This window comes from Nocardioidaceae bacterium, from assembly GCA_018672315.1.
Classification (GTDB): Bacteria; Actinomycetota; Actinomycetes; order Propionibacteriales; family Nocardioidaceae; genus TYQ2.
Genome location: CP076053.1, coordinates 2634146 through 2654141 on the forward strand (window position 1 = coordinate 2634146; position 19996 = coordinate 2654141).

Consider the following 19996-nt stretch of genomic DNA (forward strand, 5'->3'; position numbering starts at 1 on the left):
ACACCGACCCACGTGAGCGGCTACTTCGACGATGCACCCCCTTCCGGGGGCAGCACCCGCACCGCCCCGTCCTCCGGCGGAGCGCCCCCGCGCTCGCGCGCCCTGATCTGGACGATCGGGGTGCTGCTCCTGGCCTTCACCCTGCTGTCCACGTTCACCTCGATCTACACCGACCGGCTGTGGTTCGCCTCCGTGGACTTCTCCGAGGTCTACTCCACGCTGCTGCTGACCCGCATCGGGCTCTTCGTGGTCTTCGGCCTGTTCATGGGCGTGGTCGTGGGTGCGAACATCTACCTGGCCTACCGCTTCCGCCCGGTGTTCCGCCCTGCGTCGATGGAGCAGGCGAACCTCGACCGCTACCGCGACGCCGTGGAGCCGATCGGCAAGTGGCTGCTGCTGGGTGTCGCGGGCATCATGGCCGTCTTCGCCGGTGCCTCGGGGGCCGGCCAGTGGCGTGACTACCTCCTGGCCAGCAACGGCGGCGAGTTCGGGGTCACCGAGCCGTTCTTCGGTCGCGACGCCGGCTTCTACGTCTTCGACCTCAGCTGGTACCACTACCTCGTCGACTTCACGATGACCGCGCTGGTGCTCGCGCTGATCTCGGCAGCGGCCGTGCACTACCTCTACGGCGGCATCCGGCTCCAGTCGAAGGCCGACCGGTTCTCCGGTGCGGCGCACGCGCAGACCTCGGTGCTGCTGGGCCTGCTGCTGATCTTCAAGGCCGTCGACTACTACCTCGACCGCTTCGACCTGCTGAACGCCCAGGGCACCCTGCAGGACGCCGCGTTCACCGGCATGCGCTACACCGACGAGAACGCGGTGCTGCCCAGCAAGAACATCCTCATGGTCATCGCGCTGATCTGCGGCATCCTGCTGCTGGCGAACGTCTTCCGGCGTACGTGGACCCTGCCGGCGGTGTCCATCGCGCTGCTGGCGCTGTCCGCGGTGCTGCTCGGCTTCATCTGGCCCGCCGCGGTGCAGAGCTTCCAGGTGCGTCCGAACGAGCCCGACCGCGAGCGTCCGTACATCGCCCGCAACATCGAGTCCACGAGAGCGGCGTACGACGTCGAAGGGACGCAAGTCGTGCGCTACAACGCGGAGACGTCGCTGTCGCCGCAGCAGCTCTCCGACAGCGCGCAGTCGCTGCCCGGCATCCGGCTGCAGGACCCCTCGCAGGTGAACCGCACCTTCCAGCAGAAGCAGCAGGTGCGCGGCTACTACACCGTGCCCGACGTGCTCGACGTCGACCGCTACGAGGTCAACGGCCAGGACCGCGACATGGTCGTCGCGGTGCGCGAGCTGAACCAGGCGGGGCTGCCCGAGGACCAGCAGTCCTGGACGAACCTCGCGACCGTCTACACGCACGGCTACGGCATGATCGCGGCGTACGGCAACCAGCGCAACGCCGACGACGAGCCGGTCATCCAGGGCGACGAGCCCGCCTGGGCCGAGATCAACATCCCGCCGCGCGGTGAGCTGAGCGAGCTGAACGGAGCCGACGGCTACCAGTCGCAGGTCTACTTCGGTGAGTTCTCGCCGCTCTACTCGATCGTCGGCAAGGAGCCGGGCGGTCAGGACGTCGAGATCAACGTGCCCGAGGGCTCCGGAGCCGGGGAGGTGCCGGCCAACAACACCTACGCCGGCGACGCCGGCGTCGGCGTCGGGTCGCTGTGGCGCAAGGCCTTGTACGCCCTGAAGTTCTCCGAGCCCAACATCATCCTGTCGGGCCGTGTGAACGAGAACTCCCGCATCCTCTACAACCGCACGCCGCTGGAGCGGGCCGAGAAGGTGGCTCCCTGGCTGACCTTCGACAACGACCCGTACCCGGTCGCGGTCGACGGCCGCATCACCTGGGTGCTCGACGGCTACACGACGTCGAACCGCTACCCGCTCTCCGAGCTGCGTTCGCTCTCGGAGATGACCTCGGACAGCCAGGACCCCCGCGCGCAGTTCGCGACCCTGCCGACCGACCAGGTCAACTACATGCGCAACTCGGTCAAGGCCACGGTCGACGCCTACAGCGGTGCGGTCACGCTCTACGAGTGGGACCAGCAGGACCCGATCCTGGACGTGTGGCAGTCGGTCTTCCCGAACGCCGTGGAGCGCCGCGACCTGATCCCGGAGCCGATCCTCGAGCACATGCGCTACCCCGAGGACCTGTTCAAGGTGCAGCGCAACATCCTGGCCAGCTACCACGTCGAGGACCCGCTGACCTTCTACAACGGTTCCGACCGGTGGGACATCCCCGAGGACCCGCAGTCCACGGGCAACCTGCAGCCGCCGTACCGCCTCTCGGTCGCGACGCCGCGCCAGGACGACCAGACGCCGGACCCGGTGTTCTCGCTGACCTCGGTCTACACGCCCGCCAACCGCGAGAACCTCGCGTCGTTCATCTCGGTCGACGCCGACGCGGCGCAACCCGGCGACTACGGCCAGCTGCGGATCCTGCGGCTGCCGTCGAACACCCAGGTGCAGGGTCCCTCGCAGATCGCGAACGCGTTCGCTTCCGACGAGGAGATCCAGCAGGCGCTGCTGCCCTTCACGCGCAACGGCACCTCCGAGGCCATCTACGGCAACCTGCTGACGTTGCCGGTGGGGGAGGGTCTGCTCTATGTGCAGCCGCTCTACACCCTGCGGCAGGCCGGCGAGGGCAACTACCCGGTGCTGCGGTTCGTGCTGGTCTCCTTCGGTGACCAGGCGGGTTACGGCGCGACGCTGACCGAGGCGCTCAACGACGTGCTCGGCCTCGAGGGCAATGCTCTCGACGAGGAGGGCAACCTCGGCGTCGACAACCTGCCGCTGGAGCCGGGCGACGGCGACCCGCAGGACCCGCAGCAGCCGGGGGGCGGGGATCCGCTCGCGATCTCCCAGGAGGCTCTGGCCCTGCTGGCTCAGGCGAGTGACCTGTTCGCCCAGGCCGACGCGGCGCTCGCCAACCAGAACCTGGCCCGCTACCAGAACCTGAACAACCAGGCTCGTGACCTGGTCTCGCAGGCGCTGACCTCGGCGCAGAACGAGGCCGTGGCGCCCGACGGCGCAGACGGGGCCGCCGGTGCGGGCAACGGTGACGCCGGGTCGGCAGGCGGCGGCGACGCCGGTGCAGGTGACGCGGACGCCGCGGCCGGCAACGACGGCAACGGCTGACGGGACTGGCGTGCTCGTCGCCTTCAGCGTGGCTCCGTCGGGCGGCGGTGCTGACTCCTCCGGGAGCGTCAGCGCCGCCGTCGCGGCGGCCGTACGCGTGGTGCGCGACTCGGGTCTGCCGCACCGCACCAGCTCGATGTTCACCGAGATCGAGGGGGAGTGGGACGAGGTCATGACCGTGGTCAAGCAGTGCGTCGACGTCGTCGCCGACGTCGCGCCGCGCGTGTCCCTGGTGCTGAAGGCGGACGTACGCCCGGGCTTCACCGGACAGATCGACGCCAAGGTCGCGCGGGTCGAGGAGCACCTCGGGTCCGACGCCGCGACCGCCGCGCCCGAGGTCTGAGGTCGTGTCGCGCGCGAAGCGGCGACAGAAGGGACCCAAGGACCCGCGGGCGTTCCTCGTGGCCGCCAACCGGCGCGCCCGGCACGACTACGAGATCCTGGAGACGTACGAGGCCGGCATGGTGCTGACCGGCACGGAGGTCAAGGCCTTGCGGGCCGGCCGCGCCTCGCTCGTCGACGGCTTCGTCGACATCGACGGCGGTGAGGCCTGGCTCCACCAGGTGCACATCCCCGAGTACGCCCAGGGCACCTGGAACAACCACGCCACCCGGCGCAAGCGCAAGCTGCTGCTGCACCGCCGCGAGATCGACGCCGTCGAGCGTGCGGTGCGCGAGGCGGGTCTGACGGTCGTGCCGCTGCGGCTCTACTTCACCGAGGGACGCGCGAAGATCGAGGTCGCCCTCGCCCGGGGGCGCAAGACCTGGGACAAGCGACGTGCCCTGGCCGAACGCGATGCGCGGCACGAGGTCGAGGCCGAGATGAGCCGGCGGCTCAAGCGCGGCTGAGCCTCGCGGGAAGTGACCCCTCGCGGGAAGTGACCCCTCGCGGGAAGTGACCCCTCGCGGGAAGTGACCCCTCGCGGGAAGTGACCTCTCGCGGGGTCAGCGGTGGTCGAGCACGCCGACGTGCCGGGGGCCGGACAGCCGTTGCTCGACGCGTCGCTCGATGCGACGGGCGTTGCGCTTGAGCGGCGCTGCCAGGTACTCACCGAGGATCGCGCCGGCCGCGAGGGCGATCGCGGTGGCGAGCGCGTTCGACAGCTGCAGGATGCCCTCGACGTCGCCCTCGGAGATGAAGTTCATGCCGCGGAAGATCTGCAGTCCCGGCAGCAGCGGCACCAGGGCGGGCACCACGACGACGAGCGGAGGCACCCGTACGCGTCCGGCGACGGAGTGGCTCACCGCACCGATCGCCACGGCCGCGAGGGCCGCGGCCCAGGGCAGCGTGCTCCCCGGGGCGTCGATGACTGCGGCGACTCCCTGACCGAGGACCGCGGTGAGCGCGACGGCCGGCAGAGCGCGTACCGGCGCGGAGCAGATGAAGGCGAAGGCCGCCGCGGCGACGACACCGCCGACCAACGCCAGCGCGAGGCTGGCGGGCGCGATGGTGCGCCCCGGCGTGACGTTCGCGAACTCGATGCCGAAGACCGGCGCGAGCTCGAGACCGGCGCCGACGCCGGCGATCAGGCCGGCGGTGGCCAGCACCGCCTCGAGGACGCGGGCGGCCGCGGTGAGGTAGAAGCCCGACAGGGAGTCCTGGATCGCACCGAGGAAGCCGATGCCCGCCAGGAGCAGCACGATGCTGGCCGTCAGCACCAGCGAGGGACGCAGGCCCTGGAGCACCTCGAAGGGCAGGGCGGTGACGCCGAGCGCGATCGTCGTCGCGAGCGCACCGCAGGCGGCCTGCACGTAGAACACGGGCCAGGCGCGCAGCGTCATCTCGGTCTGCAGCACGGTGACGGCCACCGCGGCAACGGCTGCGACCACGGTGACGTCCAGGCCTCCGCCGAGCAGCAGGGCCACCCCACCGCCGAAGACGGCCGAGGCGAGCACCCCGGCCCAGCGCGGCACCCAGGGCTTGTGCGAGGCCAGACGGGCGACCTGCGCGCGGGCGTCGGTGACCGTGAGGTCGCCGCGCAGGAACTCCCCTACGAGCAGGTGCGTCTTGGTCAGCTCGTCGTAGTCCAGCTCGCGGGCCTGCACCACGCGCGAGAGCGAGACCGGGATGTCCTCGGGGTCGGCCTGGTAGGCCAGCCGCAGCGAGGTGAAGGTGACGTCGACGTCGGCGCGGCGCAGTCCGGCGTGGTCGAGGAGGGCGCGGATGGTGGCGTGCACGTCGGCGGCGCCGGCGCCGGAGGACAGCAGGATGTCCCCGACCCGGAGGGCCAGGTCCAGGGCCCGATGGACCTCACGAGGCGACGGCACCCCGAGGGGTTCGTCGGTGGGTGTCACGGGTCCATGGTGACAACTCGGGACTGCGGCGCACAGCCTGGTCCCCGCGTGGCGTGGCGGGTCCTGTCAGTGGCGTGTCGCACGGGGGCGTGAGGCGTCCGCCCGCTCGCCGGAGAAGCCGTGGTCCAGGGCCCACAGCACCGCCCGCGTCCGGGAGGTGACGCTGATCTTGCGGTAGGCGCCCCGGATGTAGCTCTTGACCGAGTTCGGTGAGAGCTGGGTGGTCAGCGCGATCTGCTCGTTGCTCAGACCCCGGGTGATGAGGGCCAGCACCTCGGCCTCGCGAGGGGTCAGTCCCTCCTCGCGGCCGGGCCAGTCACCGGCGACCGTCGAGGTGGGTCGCGCGGGCTCGGGTCGGACCACGGTCTCCCCGGCGCGGATGCACTCCAGGGCCGACACGATCGCGCTCGCGGGCAGGGCCTTGGACAGGAATCCCCTCGCTCCGCGTTCGAGGCAGCTGGAGACGAGGACGTCGTCCTGGGACCAGGAGTAGACGACGACGGCGTCGACGTTGTCACGCTCGAGGAGGTCGTCGACGATGTGACCGTCGACGCGTCCGTGCGCGAAGGTGTCGAAGAGCGCGACGTCGATGCGCCGTTCCTCCAGGGTGCCCGCCGTGCCTCCCGGGGAGGCGTCGAGCTCCACGACCTCGACTCGGTCCCGGTGGTGGCGCATCATGCTCGCGACGCCTTCGACGACGACCTCGTAGTCGTTGACGAGCGCGACGCGTACGGGCGGTCTCGCGGTCATCTCTCTCCCCACGGTGAGCGGCGCACAAGCGAGACAACGCTTGCGCCACTCATTCAACCTGCGGACGGAGCGATACGCAATCGCCTCGGCGCACTCGGCCTCAGGCCACGAGTCGCGCCGGGGGCCGGGTCAGCGGCGGTCGAGCTGCGCCCAGAACGACGCGTACGCCGCGGCGGCGTCGGCGACGCCGAGACCGACGGCGCCCGGGGCCTCGACCGACGTCGAGCGGGGGGAATCCAGCGCTCGGGAGATCGCGCCGTCCCACGACTCGGTGGTGGACACGAGGGTCGCCCTGCCGGGGTGGATCGAAGCGAGCTCCTGGCTGTACCGGTGGCGGGCGACCAGGGGCCGTCGCCCGGCCCGGGACCAGTCGAGCACGGCGTCGCCACGAGAGGGGGAGCCGTCGGGGACGACCGGGACGTCGACGGTGCCGCACGCGCGGGTCAGTGCGTCGACGTCGAGAGCGCCGGTGTCGTCGACGGTGACACCGAGGCGCACGGCGTCCTCCAGCAGGCGCTGGCCGGGTGCTCCGGAGGCCGACAGCGACGTGTCCAGGCACGTGACGCGTACGCCGCGGGGCGCTCGTCCGGTGCGGTGGAGCAGGGCCGCGGCCTCGAGCACGTCGCGGTGCCCGCTGTCGGCGGACACCTCACCGACGACGCCGAGCACGAGCGGCCCCCGTCGACGGGTGAGGGGCGAGGCGGGGCGCTCGACGGGCGCCGCCGCCGGGGGGATCACGACGGTGCCGGTGGCCGGCGAGCCGACCAGGCGGCACAGCCATCCCTGCTCGTACGCCGAGTCCACGACGACGCCGTGCGACGCCTGCACCATGCGACGGTGGGCGCGGGCTCTCGCGACGAAGTCGGGACCGCCGCGCTCGCGGGGCAGGTCTTCGAGCGTGAGGGTGACCCGGTGGTGCGCCGCGAGACCCTCGACCAGGTCCGCGGCGTCGGCCGGGGTGCGGCCGAGGGTGCGGTCGCTGCCGACCAGGTGGACGTGCTCGATGCCGTCGAGGTCAGCGGCTGCGGCGGCCGTCGAGAGGTCGAGCTGCTCGGTGGTCGTGCCGAGGGCCCGGGCCAGCTCGGTCAGCCGGCGGGCCACGCGGCGCGAGCCCCGCGTGGGAAGCAGCAACCGCGGTGTGCCCGCGCGGGCGGGACGGGCGAGGCGGACGGCCCGGGGGAGCGGCGCTGAGGACATGCGGGAACCTCCGGAGACGACGACGTAAGCGTTCTACCCGCGTCCCGCGGTGCGCATGCACAGTCTTTGCCGACGGTCAACCCCCCAGGTCTCGGTGTCGAGGTCAGGCGTCTCGTCAGGCGTCTGGTCAGGCGTCGGCGGGCTCGACCCATCCCACGGACTCCACCGCCGGCACCGTCGGGAGAGCGGTCTCCTCGGCCGCGGCGGGCAGGGGTTCGACCTCGGCGATGTGCACGACGGCGTCCCCCGAGTTGACCAGCGGCGCCTCCGTGCGACCGACGACGATGCCGTCGCGGTCGGCGTGCACCAGACGTACGCGCTTGCCGAAGCTGTCGAAGAGACCGCCCAGCCGCTCGCCCTTGGACACCTCGGCCCCCAGGGCGACGTCGAGGTGGAGCATGCCGGTGCCGCGGGCCCGCACCCAGCCGGACCGCCGGGACTGCCGCGTCACCGACGCCTCGTCGTCGGTCGGCGCGTCGATCATGTCCAGCGAGGCCATCACGCGCAGGACGCCGCGGACGCCGGCGTCGATCGCCCAGCCGTCCATGCGCCACGCCTCGCCCGCCTCGTACAGCAGCGCGACCTTGCCCTCGGCGCCGGCGGCGCCGCGCAACGAGCCGTCACGCAGCTTGGCGTGCATCACCACCGGGGTGCCGAAGGTCATCGCAAGCTCGCGGGAGCGGGCGTCGTCGAGGTCGGTGCGGATCTGGGGCAGGTTCGTACGCCGGTCCGACCCGGTGTGGAGGTCGATGCCGACCTCGGCCTTGGCGACCACCTCGGTCATCATCAGGTGGGCGATGCGCGAGGCGAGCGACCCGCGGGGTGAGCCGGGGAAGGACCGGTTGAGGTCGCGGCGGTCCGGCAGGTAGCGCGAGCCGGTCATGAAGCCGAGCACGTTGACGATCGGGACGGCCAGCAGGGTGCCGCGCAGCGTCTTGGGGTCCAGGCCGGCCAGCACCTGGCGGACCACCTCCACGCCGACGGCCTCGTCGCCGTGGATGGCGGCGTTGATCCACACGGTCGGACCGTCGTGGCGACCGTGCAGCACGCGCACGGGCAGGTCGACCTCGGCGCCGGTCACCAGACGGGTGATCGGCAGCTGCACGGACTGGTCACGGCCCGCACGGACGCGCACGTCACCGATCTGGAAGGACTCGCGGGCCATCGACGTCTCCGGGATCTCGGGGAAGGGGCCGGGTCAGCGGCCGCGGTTGCGGCGGCGCAGCGCGAGCGGAGGTCGCGGGCCGACGTAGGAGCGGGAGGAGTCCACGAGGAACCCCTGCCGCAGAGCCTCTCGTCCGACCAGCATGCGGAAACCCATGTCGTCACGGTTGGTGAGGGTGACCTCGGCGGTGACCGTGCGGTCGAGCAGCCGCACCAGCATCGTCACCACGTGGCGCTCCTCGGCGTGGCCGGAGGAGGAGCGGACGGCGCGCTGGTCGTGCAACGGGCTCTCGAGCCGCACCTGGTCCTCGCTGGAGTCCTGCCACGGCAGCACGGTGTAGCGGAGCCACACCCGGCCGTCGCGCTCGAACTCCTCGATGTCCCAGGCGTGCAGGGAGGACGTACGCGCGCCCGTGTCGAGCTTCGCCTTGACCCAGGCGACGTCGAGGTCGGGGAGCGTGACCCACTCGCGCCAGCCCGCGACCTGCGGGTCCTGTGCGGCCTCGACCGGGTCGTCGCCCTCGTCGTCGGTCTCGCCGGTGTGAACGTCGCTGCGACCTGGCACGCTGTCAGTCACGGACCATCCTCTGCTCTCGACGACCTTACGAGGAACGAATGAAGCTCGCCCTGCTCTCCCGCGCCTACGGCTCCTACAGTACGCAGCGCCTGCGGACCGCAGCCCTCGACCGGGGCCACCAGGTCAAGGTGCTCGACACCCTCCGATTCGGCATCGACCTGTCGGGCAGCGAGCCCGACCTCCAGTTCCGCGGCAAGCGGCTGAGCACCTACGACGCGATCATCCCGAGGATCGGCAACTCCATCACCTACTTCGGCACCGCGGTGGTGCGGCAGTTCGAGCAGATGGACGTCTACACGCCGAACACCTCGTGGGGCATCTCCAACTCCCGCGACAAGCTGCGGGCCAGCCAGATCCTCTCGCGCCACGAGATCGCGATGCCGGCGACGACCTTCGCGCGTGACCGCGCCGACGTCATCCCTGCGATCAAGCGGGTCGGTGGCGCTCCCGTGGTCATCAAGCTGCTGGAGGGCACCCAGGGCATCGGTGTCATCCTCGCGCCCGACCTGAAGGTGGCCGAGGCCATCGTCGAGACGCTGCAGTCCACGAAGCAGAACGTGCTGATCCAGCAGTTCATCACCGAGTCCAAGGGCCGCGACATCCGCGCCCTGGTCGTCGGCGACCGTGTGGTGGCCGCGATGCGTCGCGTGGCGCAGGGCGACGAGTTCCGCTCCAACGTGCACCGCGGCGGGTCGGTCGAGCGCGTGAACCTCGACCCCGCCTTCGAGCGCGCAGCCGTACGCTCTGCGCAGATCATGGGGCTGCGGGTCGCCGGGGTCGACATGCTCGAGGGTGACGACGGTCCGCTGGTGATGGAGGTGAACTCCTCACCGGGCCTGGAGGGGATCGAGGCGGCGACCGGGCTGGACGTCGCCGGCGCGATCGTCGACTACGTCGACAACCAGGTGGCCTTCCCCGAGATCGACGTACGCCAGCGCCTGACGGTCTCCACCGGCTACGGCGTCGCCGAGATCGCGGTGCAGGCCCCCAGCGACATGGTCGGCAAGACGCTCGGCGAGTCCGGTCTGCGCGACAAGGACATCACCGTGCTGACGCTGCACCGGGGCACCCAGGTGATCCCGAACCCCAGCGTCGACAAGGTGCTGGAGGCGGGGGACCGGCTGCTCAGCTTCGGCCGTCTGGAGGAGATGCGCGGCATGATCCCGAGCCGGCGCAAGCGGCGGGCGAAGGTCAAGAAGCTGCCCGCCGAGCCCATCCACGACGCGGCCCCGGAGCCCTCGGGCGACTGATCGGGGGCCTCCCGACCAGTCGCCCCGGGCGGCGGGTCCGCTCAGGCCTTCGACTCGGCGAACGCCTCGACGGCGGCGGCGCAGAACGCGTCCAGGTCGCCGGGGTCGCGCGAGGTGACGAGCTTCCACCCGTTCGCCGGGCAGGTGAAGACCTCCTCGTCGACCCATGTGGCGCCGGCGTTGCGCAGATCGGTCTGCAGGCTCGGGAAGCTCGTCATCGTCTTGCCGTGCAGCGTGTCGGTCTCCACCAGCGTCCAGGGGGCGTGGCAGATGGCCGCGACCGGCTTGCCCGCGTCGATGAAGCCCTGCACGAACGTCAGGGCGTCGGCGTCCATCCGCAGGCTGTCGGCGTTGGTCGTGCCGCCGGGCAGGACCAGGCCGTCGAAGTCCTCGGCGCGCACGTCGGTGACGGACTGCTCGGCGGTGAAGGTGTCGGCCTGGTTCACGTCGGAGGTGAACGCCTGCACCGTGCCCCCGCCGGGCGCGATGAGGACGGTGCGGGCCCCCTCGGCGTCGAGTGCTTCGCGGGGCGCGGTCAACTCGGGCTGCTCGACGCCGGAGTCGGCGACGAGGATCGCGATGGTCGTGGACTCGAGGCGCTGGGCCATGGTGTCTCCTCAGGGTCTGGAGGTTCCGGGTTCGTCGTGGCACCTCCCCGCCTCGTGGGTCCGCGAACGTCGTCGACGGCGCTGTCGCCGGCCCTGTCGTCAACGCGTCGGAGCGCGTCGCGGTCGCGACGACACCTGCGGGTGGCCCGGCCCGCTGGCACACTCGGCGTCGTGACAGGTGGCGGCGGCGGGCGGAGGCGGTGGACGCGGTCCGACGTCGGGAAGGTCGTCGGCCTGCTCGCGCTGGTCGCCGTCGTCGCGGTCGCGGGGCTAAGCGGCGTCCTGCCGTCGGTCGGCGAGGTGCGGGAGCAGGTGCGCGGCTACGGGGCCCTGGCACCGGTGGCGTACGTCGTGGCGTACGGGGTGCTGACGCTGTTCCCGACGCCGGCCAGCCTGCTGACCATCGCCGGCGGGGCGCTCTTCGGTCTCGTCGAGGGCACCGCGTACGCGCTGCTCGGGGCGCTGCTCGGCGCCGTCGCGGCGTACGAGATCGGGCGTCTGCTCGGCCGCGACGCCGTCGACCGCCTGACCCGGGGGCGACTGGAGCCGGTGGAGCGGGTGCTCTCCCAGCACGGGTTCCTCGCGGTGGTCGCGATCCGGCTGACGCCGGTCTTCCCGTTCCTCCTGGTCAACTACGCGAGCGGTCTGACCAGCCTCACGCGCCGCGACTACGTGCTGGGCACCGCCGTCGGCATCGTGCCCGGGGCGGTCGCGTACGCCGCGGTCGGCGCGTACGGCGCCGACCCGCTGGGGCTTTTCGCCGCGATCGCCGGTCTGGTGCTGCTCACGCTCGTCGGTGGGTATGTGGGTCGCCGGATGCTCCGTCGTGAGGGCATCGACCCCGACCGGGCGACGGACCCGGACGCAGACGCGTCGGCACACGCACCAGGAGACGATCGATGACCAGCAGCCCCGCGAACGACCGCGCGTACACCGCCCTCATCGTCGGCACGGGGTTCGGTGGCCAGACGGCGGCGATGACGCTGCGCAAGGCCGGCGTCGAGGACTTCGTGATGCTCGAGCGTCGCGACTTCATGGGGGGTACGTGGGTGCAGAACTCCTACCCGGGTGCGGCCGTCGACGTGCAGAGCCCGCTCTACTCCATCTCCAGCGAGCCGTACGCCTGGGAGCGCATGTTCTCCACCCAGGAGGAGCTCGAGGAGTACACGAACCACGTCATCGACAAGCACGGGCTGCGCGAGAAGACGAGGTTGAACGCCGAGGTGACGCGGCTGACGTGGCTCGAGGACGACCAGCTCTGGGAGGTGTACACCGAGGCCGCCGGCACCTGGCGGGCTCGCTTCGTCGTCAACGCCTCCGGCCCGCTGTCGACGCCGGTGGTGCCGCCGTTCTCCGGGCGCGCCACCTACGAGGGCGTGCAGTTCCACAGCAACGACTGGGACCACGACTTCGACCACCGCGGCAAGCGCGTCGCCGTCATCGGGTCCGGCGCGAGCGCTGCCCAGATCGTGCCCGCGATCCAGCCGGACGTCGCCGAGCTGCACGTCTTCCAGCGCACGCCGCACTGGGTGATGCCACGCCCCGACCACGAGTTCTCGCCGTTCGAGCGTCGTCTGCTGGGGGTCGACGCGGTGCACCGGGCGGTGCGGACGGCGATCTACTGGGGGTTGGAGACGCGCATCATCGGCTTCAAGTACAGCGACACGATGCTGCGCCTGGTGGCCCAGCGGAAGGCCAAGGCGAACATCGACGACCACGTCTCCGACGCGCGCCTGCGCGAGAAGCTGACGCCGGACTACCGCATCGGCTGCAAGCGCATCATCCTCTCCAACGCCCTCTATCCCGCCCTGGACGCCGAGAACTGCACGCTCTACTCCGGTGAGCACGGCGAGGGGATCGACCGCTTCGACGAGACCGGCATCCACACCACGGACGGCCGTCACGTCGAGGTCGACGCCATCGTGTACGCCACCGGCTACGACGCCACCGACGGCCTCATCGCCTACCCGGTGATCGGACGCGACGGCCTCAAGCTCGGCGACTACTGGGACGAGTTCCCTCGGGCCTACCTCGGCACGACGGTGCCGGGCTTCCCCAACATGTACATCGTCACCGGTCCGAACACCGGCATCGGGCACACCTCGGCGATCTTCCTGATCGAGTCGCAGATGGAGTACATCCGGCAGTCGGTCGAGCGGGTGCTCGCCGAGGGGGCGACGGCGATCGAACCGACCCTGCAGGCCGAGGACGACTACACGAGCCACATCCACTCCGAGATGCGCCGCACGGTCTGGTACCACGGGGGCTGCAACAGCTGGTACAAGTCTGCAGACGGCCACGTCGTCGCGATGTTCCCCGGGTTCACCTTCAACTTCCGGCGCATGACCAAGGACTTCAAGCCCGAGCACCACCAGCTCACCTGACCCGTCGAGCGCGAGCCGCATCGCTCCGTGCACAGCGGTAGCATCGCGTTGCGAGGCCGAAAGCACGGTAAGGGGTCGTCAAGCCAGCTTGGTGCAGAATGCGGCGACCTGCCTCGCACCCAGCCTGCGTCAGCATCAGGGGTCGACATGTCTGTGCAACCGGGCACCTTCAAGAGAGCGCCGCGATGCGTAGCGCGACGACAACCGTCCCTGCGGTCGAAAGGACGAGTGCCGCGATCGCGAAGCGCTTTTCACGTGTGGTCCGCGATCTCAGCAGCGCAAAGAGTGAGACGACGAGGCCCATCGGTGGAACCATGGCAGACCAGAAAAACGGCCAGAACAACCGGAAAAAGTGCGGACGTTGGCGATGGGTCCGCTCACTCATCGTGGCCTTTCATGCGAGTCCTAGTCGGGACGTGACCGCAGGACGACGTAGACAACGCCTGCGACAAAGAACATGAGGAGCACCAGGAACTCGACGAACCCGATGCCGACCATGGCGACAAGTTACCCGCACGATGGACCGGGGCGGCAACGCGCGAGCGATCAGCACGTCGCCGGATCTGGTTCAGACTGCTTGCATCGCCCGTGTCTCCGGCGTTTCGGGGCGACGAATCAAGCGATGGCGATGAGCACCGAGAAGGCGGCCTGGCCGACCACGAGTGCCAGCACCATCAGCGTGATTCCTTGAGCGAGCGGTTTGCCGACTGCGACGTCGAGGGCTCTGCTTCCGAGCCAGACCAAGATGAAGAAGACCGGAAGCAGAATCAGGGCCAGGACATCCAATGACATGCGCGTGACGGTACTGCGATAAATCGGCCCGACACGTACAAGAACTGACCGTGGCGCGCCGTGAGAAAATGTCACCGGAACGAAAATGTGGAGTCCCGAAATCGAGTCGCGTGGGTGCCACCGTGTCCTCCCTGCAGTGCCACACGGCTCGCCGGAGCGCGTAGCGTTCGTCACGCCCATCCGTCGCCGCGCGGCCGTGAGCGACCTCAGGCGGTCGTCTCGGCCGTGAGACGGTCGGCCGTACGCCGCAGGCATTGCAACCCCCAGGCGATCTCCGGCTGAGAGCTGGTGCCTCGACGCACGGCGGTGCGCACGTGGCGTACGGGCGCTCCCTCGCCGCGCAGCGGCACCCGCACCAGCGAGCCGACCAAGGGCAGCCGAGCGAGCCGGGGGATGAGCGCGACGCCGAGGCCCGCCGCCACGAGCGAGGCGGCCGTGTCCCACTCCAGGGCCTGGTGCGCCTGCCGAGGCACGAACCCGGCGGCCGAGCAGGCGGCCAGCGTCAGGTCGGAGTAGGTGCTGCCCGGACGGTCGGTGATCCACGGCTCGTGCTCGGCCTCCACCAGCGAGATCGACTCCCGCTCGGCGAGCCGGTGGCCCGCGGGCACGAGGAGGTCGAGCGTGTCGACCAGCAGGGGCTGCTGCTCGAAGCGGGGGTCGTCCGAGGGCGGCAGGGGCCCGCCGGCGACGACCACCGCGATGTCCGCCCGGTCGGCGAGCAGCATCTCGAAGCACGCCAGCGGCTCGGCCTCGATGACCGTCACGGTGGTCTCGACGGCCTCGTCGCGTGCGGAGGTCGCGACCTCGGCGAGCAGCGCGGAGGCGGCGGTCGAGAAGCCGGCCAGCCGCAACCGGCCCAGACCGGTCCCGCCGGCCGCGAGCACCGCCGCGTGCACCTCGGCCCACTCCGCGAAGAGCGCGTCGGCCCGCTCGAGCAGCACGCGGCCCGCGGGTGTCAGACGCAGTCGTCGGCCCTCGGGCTGCAGCAACGGCGTGCCGACGTCGCGGGAGAGGGTGCGCAGCTGGGCCGAGAGAGCCGACGGCGTGTAGCCCAGGTCGTGCGCGGCGGCCGCGAGGGTACCGCGGTGCGCCACCACCTGCAGCACTCTCAGGCGCGTGTCGATCATGCGCAATCGTTGCACGATCGTGTGCAGATCGCTGCGCTGGTCGTGGTAGTCCGCATGGTCCGACACTGGCCGCATGGCCCACCTCGACCCGCTGCTGGACGGCTTCGACCTCAAGGGTGTGCAGCTGCGCAACCGCGTCGTGTCGACCTCGCACGAGCCGGCGTACACCGAGGACGGGATGCCCAAGGACCGTTACCGCCTCTACCACCTCGAGAAGGCCCGCGGCGGCGTCGGCCTGACGATGATCGGCGGCTCGGCGGTCGTCAGCCCCGACAGCCCGCCCGCGTTCGGCAACATGCTGCTCTACAAGGACGAGGTCGTGCCGTGGCTCGCGCGCCTGGTCGAGGACTGTCACGAGGCCGGGGCCGCGGTGATGTGCCAGGTCACCCACCTGGGCCGGCGCACCAGCAACTTCACCGGCGACTGGCTGCCGCTGGTCTACCCCTCGGCGAGGCGCGAGCCGCAGCACCGGTCCTTCCCCAAGGTCGCCGAGGCCTGGGACGTCGACCGCATCGTGCGGCACTACGCCGAGGCGGCGGCCCGCTGTGAGGCCTCCGGCATGGACGGCATCGAGATCGAGGCGTACAGCCACCTCTTCGACGCCTGGGCCTCGCCCGCGACGAACGACCGTGACGACGAGTTCGGCGGCGACGCCGAGCGCCGGCTCACCTTCCCGCTGCGGGTCATCGAGGCGATCCGGGCGGCCGTGAGCCCCGAGTTCGTCGTGGGCGTACGGATGGCGATGGACGAGGACCTGCCCGGCGGCCTCGGCCTCGACGACGCCGTCGAGGTGCTGCGCCGCTACACCGACCGCGGCATCGACTTCCTCTCGGTCATCAAGGGCGGGCTGGAGTCCGACGCGCGGCTGGCCGCGACGATCCCGTCGATGGGGACACCGTCCTCGCCGTTCCTCGACTTCGCCGGGCAGGTGCGGGCCCGCGTCGACGTGCCCGTCATGCACGCCGCGCGCATCGGCGACGTGGCCACCGCCCGGCACGCCATCCGCGATGGGCTGCTCGACCTCGTCGGGATGACCCGGCCGCAGCTCGCCGACCCCCACCTGGTCGCCAAGGTCGCACGCGGCGAGGAGGACCGCGTACGCCCCTGCGTCGGTGCGTCCTACTGCCTGGACGCGATCTACGAGTCCGGCGACGCCAAGTGCATCCACAACGCGGCCACCGGCCGCGAGGGCTCGATGCCCCACGTCATCGCGCCGACCGTGGGCCGTCGCCGCCGCGCGGTGGTGGTCGGCGCCGGGGTCGCCGGGCTCGAGGCCGCCCGGGTGCTCGGCGAGCGCGGCCACCGGGTGACCGTGCTCGAGGCCGCCGACCGGGCCGGCGGGCAGGTGCTCGTCGCCGCGTCCTCGCCGCGCCGCCGCGACCTGGTCGGCATCGTCGACTGGCGGCTCTCGGAGGCCAAGTACTCCGGGGTGGACTTCCGGTTCGGGGTGTACGCCGAGGCCGCCGACGTGCTCGCGCTCGAGCCCGACGTCGTCGTGGTCGCCACCGGCGGCTCCCCGAACCGCAGCTGGCTGCCCGAGGCCGACCAGGCACTCGTGCTCGACACCTGGGACGTGCTCGGCGGCACCGGCGCCCGGCTCCGAGCCGGCGACCGGGTGCTGGTGCACGACGACCACGGCGGCGAACCCGCCCTGGACGCCGCGGAGGTGCTCGCCAGGGCCGGTCTGGCGGTCGAGATCAGCACACCCGAGCGCAGCCTCGGCATCGGCGTGGGCAGCATGAACAGCCCGGCGTACCTGAAGGTCTTCGCCGAGCACGACGTCACCACCACGCTCGCGCGGCGCCTGGTGGGCGTACGCCGCGCCCGCCCCGAGGAGGGCGGACGCCTCGTCGCCACGTTGGCCACCGACTACAGCACCGACCTCGGCGCGATAGTCGAGCGCGTGGTCGACCACGTCGTCGTCGAGCACGGCACGCTGCCCAACGACGAGCTCTACCGCGACCTCGTCCCCGGCTCGACCAACCTCGGCGAGGTCGACCACGACGCGCTGCTGGCCGGGGCGCCGCAGGAGGTCGTGCGCCACGACGCCGGCACCTACCAGCTGTTCCGCATCGGGGACGCCGTCGCCAGCCGCAACATCCACGCGGCCGTCTACGACGCCCTCCGCCTCTGCCTCACCGTCTGACCACGACAGCACCAGGAGACACCCGTGACCACCCTCACCACGGCGCCCGAGCGCACCACCCGCCGCGACCTGAGCGGCGTACGCACCGGGGACGCCTCCCGCGACCGCCTCCTGGGGCTGCTCGACGCACGGACGCCGGGTCGGCCGCTCCCGGGTGCCTGCTACACCGACGCGGACCTCTTCGAGCTCGACCTGCGACTGCTGTGGCACCGCCAGTGGGTCTTCGCCGGGTCGGTCGCCGAGGTCCCGGAGGCGGGTGACTACCTGACCGTCGAGCTGGGCGTGATCAGCGTGATCGTGCTGCGCGACGACGACGAGCAGGTGAGGGCCTTCCGCAACGTGTGCCGCCACCGCGGGTCCCGGCTGGTCACCGAGCCGCGGGGAGCCGTCGGCAACCTGGTGTGCGGCTACCACCACTGGACCTACGGCACCGACGGTCGGCTGCTGCACGCCCCGCAGCTGGCGCCGGTCGCCGAGGGCGGCCCGGACCCCGCGTGCCTGTCGCTGCGCACGGTGCACGTGCGCGAGGTGGGCGGGCTGCTGTTCATCTGCCTGGCGCACGAGCCGCCGGAGGACCTCGACGCACCCGGCGGCGCGATCGACACGATCGCCCCCTACCTGGCACCCCATGCGCTCGACCGCGCCAAGGTCGCGGCGCAGGTCGACCTCGTCGAGCACGGCAACTGGAAGCTCACGATGGAGAACAACCGGGAGTGCTACCACTGCGACGGGCACCCCGAGCTGCTGCGCACGTTCTTCCCGACCTGGGGGCTGCGTGACGACCAGGTGCCGCCGCGGCTGATGCCGGCGCACCAGCGGTACAAGGCGGCCGAGGAGGACCTCTCCGCGGTGTGCCGCACCCGCGGCTACCCGCGCGACCTGGTCGACGACCTCGTGGAGCCGGCGTTCGCGTACCGCATTGCCCGGGAGGCGCTCGACGGTGCGGGGGAGTCCTTCAGCCGGGACGGCTCGCGGCTGGTGCAACGTCTGCTGGGCGACATCGACGAGGCGCGGCTGGGCCGCGTGACCTTCCACGCCCAGCCCAACGTGTGGGTGCACGCGCTGGGCGACCACGTGGTCACCTTCGCCGCGCTGCCCGTCGCGCCGGACCGCACGCTGGTGCGTACGACCTGGCTGGTGCACGCCGACGCCGTCGAGGGCGTCGACTACGACGTCGACGAGCTCACCGAGGTGTGGCGACGCACCAACGAGCAGGACGCCGCCCTGGTCGGCCTGACCCAGGCCGGCGTCGCGGACCCCGCGTACGTGCCCGGGCCCTACACCGACGGCGAGCGCCAGGTCGACGACTTCGTCACCTGGTACGTGGCGCGCATGCGCGAGGAGGCACTGCGATGACCTACGCCGACATCCCGACCACCTGGGCGCCCGCCGTCGGCCTGGAGGAGGGCCCGGCCCTGCGGATCGTGCCGGACCTGCCGACCGCGCTGGGGCGCGACGTGCTGCCGGCCGAGGAGGCCTTCGAGCAGGAGATGGTCGTACGCCGCGTGGTGCCGGTGACCCACGACGTGCTGACCGTCGTGCTCGAGCCGACCGTCTCCGGCAGCAGGCTGGCCTTCGACGCCGGCCAGTACGTCGTGGTGGGGCGTGAGGTCGACGGTGCGTGGACCGAGCGGTGCTACACGATCTCCTCGCCGCCGACCCGGCCGCACCTGCTGACCCTCACGGTCAAGCGGATGCCGGGCGGGGTGATGACGGCGTGGTGGCACGAGGAGTGCCGTCCGGGTGACCGGGTCCACGTGCGCGGGCCCCTGGGCTCGTTCGCGGTCGCGGAGCACCCGGCCGAGCGCTACCTGCTGCTGTCCGCCGGCAGCGGGGTCACCCCGACGCTGTCGACCCTGCGGACGATCGCGGACCTCGCCGAGGACCTCGACGTCGTGGTGGTGCACAGCGCGCGGACGCCCACCGACCTGGTCTGTCGCGCGGAGGTCGAGGCCCTTGCGGTGACGCTGCCGCGGCTGCGGGTGCACTGGATCTGCGAGGAGGACCCCGAGGGCACCTGGTACGGCCCACGCGGCCGCCTCACCGACGACCTGCTCGCCACGCTCGTGCCCGACCTCGCCGACCGCGAGGTGCTGAGCTGCGGTCCGCCCGGCTACATGATGGGGGTCCGGGCGACGCTGGCCCGGCTCGGTGTCGAGCCCGCCCGTTGCCACGAGGAGAGCTTCGTGCTGGGGGCCGTCGGTGCACCGCCGGAGCCTGCCGTCGACCCCGTCGACCCCGTCGCCGTCGTGCCCGAGCCGCGGCCCGAGCTCGCCGCCGCGCCGACGGAGGCGCTCGTACGCTTCGGCCGCTCGGGCCTGGAGCTGCGCTGCCCGCCCGGCACCACCGTGCTCGAGGCCGCCCAGCAGGCCGGGCTCGCGATCCCGTCCTCGTGCGGAGCCGGCCTCTGCGGCACCTGCAAGATCACGCTGCTCGACGGCCGCGTCGACATGTCCCACAGCGGCGGCATCCGCCCGCGCGAGATCGCGGCCGGAGCCTTCCTGCCGTGCTGCTCGACCCCCGACGGCGACATCGTCGTCGACGCCTGACCACGACCCGCGAG

General features: G+C 71.6%; 17 protein-coding genes. 9 read left to right on the plus strand and 8 right to left on the minus strand.

The window, feature by feature from the left end; translation table 11 throughout:
* Positions 1-12 precede the first annotated feature (12 nt).
* Genes KLP28_12755 through smpB form a run of 3 tightly spaced genes read left to right on the plus strand, consistent with a single transcriptional unit; the run spans position 13 to position 3992 of the window.
* On the plus strand, positions 13-3144 hold the full coding sequence (locus KLP28_12755; GenBank protein ID QWC84432.1) for a UPF0182 family protein: 3132 nt from the start codon (positions 13-15) through the stop codon (positions 3142-3144).
* A gap of 10 nt (positions 3145-3154) precedes the next feature.
* The gene (locus KLP28_12760) at positions 3155-3487 is read left to right on the plus strand and encodes a thiamine-binding protein (GenBank protein QWC84433.1); all 333 of its coding nucleotides are present in this window, start codon (positions 3155-3157) and stop codon (positions 3485-3487) included.
* Between the two features lie 4 nt (positions 3488-3491).
* Positions 3492-3992, plus strand: a complete 501-nt coding sequence (gene smpB, locus KLP28_12765) for an SsrA-binding protein SmpB (GenBank protein ID QWC84434.1) — start codon at positions 3492-3494, stop codon at positions 3990-3992.
* 96 nt (positions 3993-4088) lie between these two features.
* On the opposite strand, the gene KLP28_12770 is transcribed toward smpB, so the two are convergent.
* From KLP28_12770 to KLP28_12790, 5 genes are all read right to left on the minus strand, one after another.
* Positions 4089-5438: a threonine/serine exporter family protein gene (locus KLP28_12770; protein QWC84435.1), complete on the minus strand. Its 1350-nt coding sequence runs from the start codon at positions 5436-5438 to the stop codon at positions 4089-4091.
* Between the two features lie 66 nt (positions 5439-5504).
* Positions 5505-6188 carry a response regulator transcription factor gene (locus KLP28_12775; GenBank protein ID QWC84436.1) on the minus strand — a complete coding sequence of 228 codons (684 nt, stop codon included), beginning with the start codon at positions 6186-6188 and terminating at the stop codon, positions 5505-5507.
* Positions 6189-6317: 129 nt separating this feature from the next.
* Positions 6318-7385, minus strand: a complete 1068-nt coding sequence (locus tag KLP28_12780; GenBank protein QWC84437.1) for a hypothetical protein — start codon at positions 7383-7385, stop codon at positions 6318-6320.
* A gap of 127 nt (positions 7386-7512) precedes the next feature.
* A complete protein-coding gene (locus KLP28_12785; protein ID QWC84438.1) occupies positions 7513-8550 on the minus strand; it encodes a succinylglutamate desuccinylase/aspartoacylase family protein in 1038 nt (345 codons plus the stop codon).
* A 33-nt stretch (positions 8551-8583) separates the two neighbouring features.
* Positions 8584-9114, minus strand: coding sequence for a RimK/LysX family protein (locus KLP28_12790; GenBank protein QWC86976.1), 531 nt, complete (start codon positions 9112-9114; stop codon positions 8584-8586).
* 50 nt (positions 9115-9164) lie between these two features.
* Between KLP28_12790 and KLP28_12795 the strand changes: the two genes are divergently transcribed.
* Positions 9165-10376: a RimK family alpha-L-glutamate ligase gene (locus KLP28_12795; protein QWC84439.1), complete on the plus strand. Its 1212-nt coding sequence runs from the start codon at positions 9165-9167 to the stop codon at positions 10374-10376.
* Between the two features lie 41 nt (positions 10377-10417).
* Here the strand turns inward: KLP28_12795 and KLP28_12800 are convergent, their stop codons facing one another.
* The gene (locus KLP28_12800; protein ID QWC84440.1) at positions 10418-10984 is read right to left on the minus strand and encodes a type 1 glutamine amidotransferase; all 567 of its coding nucleotides are present in this window, start codon (positions 10982-10984) and stop codon (positions 10418-10420) included.
* A 171-nt stretch (positions 10985-11155) separates the two neighbouring features.
* Here KLP28_12800 and KLP28_12805 point away from each other — a divergent pair, with 171 nt between their 5' ends.
* On the plus strand, positions 11156-11887 hold the full coding sequence (locus KLP28_12805) for a TVP38/TMEM64 family protein (protein QWC84441.1): 732 nt from the start codon (positions 11156-11158) through the stop codon (positions 11885-11887).
* Positions 11884-13368 carry an NAD(P)/FAD-dependent oxidoreductase gene (locus KLP28_12810; protein ID QWC84442.1) on the plus strand — a complete coding sequence of 495 codons (1485 nt, stop codon included), beginning with the start codon at positions 11884-11886 and terminating at the stop codon, positions 13366-13368. The genes KLP28_12805 and KLP28_12810 overlap by 4 nt, the downstream gene beginning before the upstream one ends.
* 615 nt (positions 13369-13983) lie before the next feature.
* Here the strand turns inward: KLP28_12810 and KLP28_12815 are convergent.
* Positions 13984-14160 (minus strand): hypothetical protein, encoded by a 177-nt coding sequence (locus KLP28_12815; GenBank protein ID QWC84443.1) that lies wholly within the window; start codon positions 14158-14160, stop codon positions 13984-13986.
* A 206-nt stretch (positions 14161-14366) separates the two neighbouring features.
* Positions 14367-15287 carry a LysR family transcriptional regulator gene (locus tag KLP28_12820; protein ID QWC84444.1) on the minus strand — a complete coding sequence of 307 codons (921 nt, stop codon included), beginning with the start codon at positions 15285-15287 and terminating at the stop codon, positions 14367-14369.
* A gap of 73 nt (positions 15288-15360) precedes the next feature.
* Here KLP28_12820 and KLP28_12825 point away from each other — a divergent pair, with 73 nt between their 5' ends.
* The 3 genes from KLP28_12825 to KLP28_12835 are packed head-to-tail and all read left to right on the plus strand — an operon-like array spanning position 15361 to position 19982.
* Positions 15361-17433, plus strand: coding sequence for an NADH:flavin oxidoreductase (locus KLP28_12825; protein ID QWC84445.1), 2073 nt, complete (start codon positions 15361-15363; stop codon positions 17431-17433).
* 24 nt (positions 17434-17457) lie between these two features.
* Positions 17458-18789: an aromatic ring-hydroxylating dioxygenase subunit alpha gene (locus KLP28_12830; protein ID QWC84446.1), complete on the plus strand. Its 1332-nt coding sequence runs from the start codon at positions 17458-17460 to the stop codon at positions 18787-18789.
* Entirely contained in the window at positions 18786-19982 is a 1197-nt protein-coding gene (locus KLP28_12835; GenBank protein QWC84447.1) for a hybrid-cluster NAD(P)-dependent oxidoreductase, read from the plus strand. The genes KLP28_12830 and KLP28_12835 overlap by 4 nt, the downstream gene beginning before the upstream one ends.
* The last annotated feature ends 14 nt before the right edge of the window (positions 19983-19996 follow it).

What these genes read in the sequence shown, in the direction of transcription:
- KLP28_12775 (QWC84436.1), bottom strand. Translation starts at nt 6,188, where the DNA reads ATGACCGCGAGACCGCCCGTACGCGTCGCGCTCGTCAACGACTACGAG.
- KLP28_12780 (QWC84437.1), bottom strand. Translation starts at nt 7,385, where the DNA reads ATGTCCTCAGCGCCGCTCCCCCGGGCCGTCCGCCTCGCCCGTCCCGCC.
- KLP28_12785 (QWC84438.1), bottom strand. Translation starts at nt 8,550, where the DNA reads ATGGCCCGCGAGTCCTTCCAGATCGGTGACGTGCGCGTCCGTGCGGGC.
- KLP28_12795 (QWC84439.1), top strand. Translation starts at nt 9,165, where the DNA reads ATGAAGCTCGCCCTGCTCTCCCGCGCCTACGGCTCCTACAGTACGCAG.
- KLP28_12800 (QWC84440.1), bottom strand. Translation starts at nt 10,984, where the DNA reads ATGGCCCAGCGCCTCGAGTCCACGACCATCGCGATCCTCGTCGCCGAC.
- KLP28_12810 (QWC84442.1), top strand. Translation starts at nt 11,884, where the DNA reads ATGACCAGCAGCCCCGCGAACGACCGCGCGTACACCGCCCTCATCGTC.
- KLP28_12815 (QWC84443.1), bottom strand. Translation starts at nt 14,160, where the DNA reads ATGTCATTGGATGTCCTGGCCCTGATTCTGCTTCCGGTCTTCTTCATC.
- KLP28_12820 (QWC84444.1), bottom strand. Translation starts at nt 15,287, where the DNA reads ATGATCGACACGCGCCTGAGAGTGCTGCAGGTGGTGGCGCACCGCGGT.
- KLP28_12825 (QWC84445.1), top strand. Translation starts at nt 15,361, where the DNA reads ATGGCCCACCTCGACCCGCTGCTGGACGGCTTCGACCTCAAGGGTGTG.
- KLP28_12835 (QWC84447.1), top strand. Translation starts at nt 18,786, where the DNA reads ATGACCTACGCCGACATCCCGACCACCTGGGCGCCCGCCGTCGGCCTG.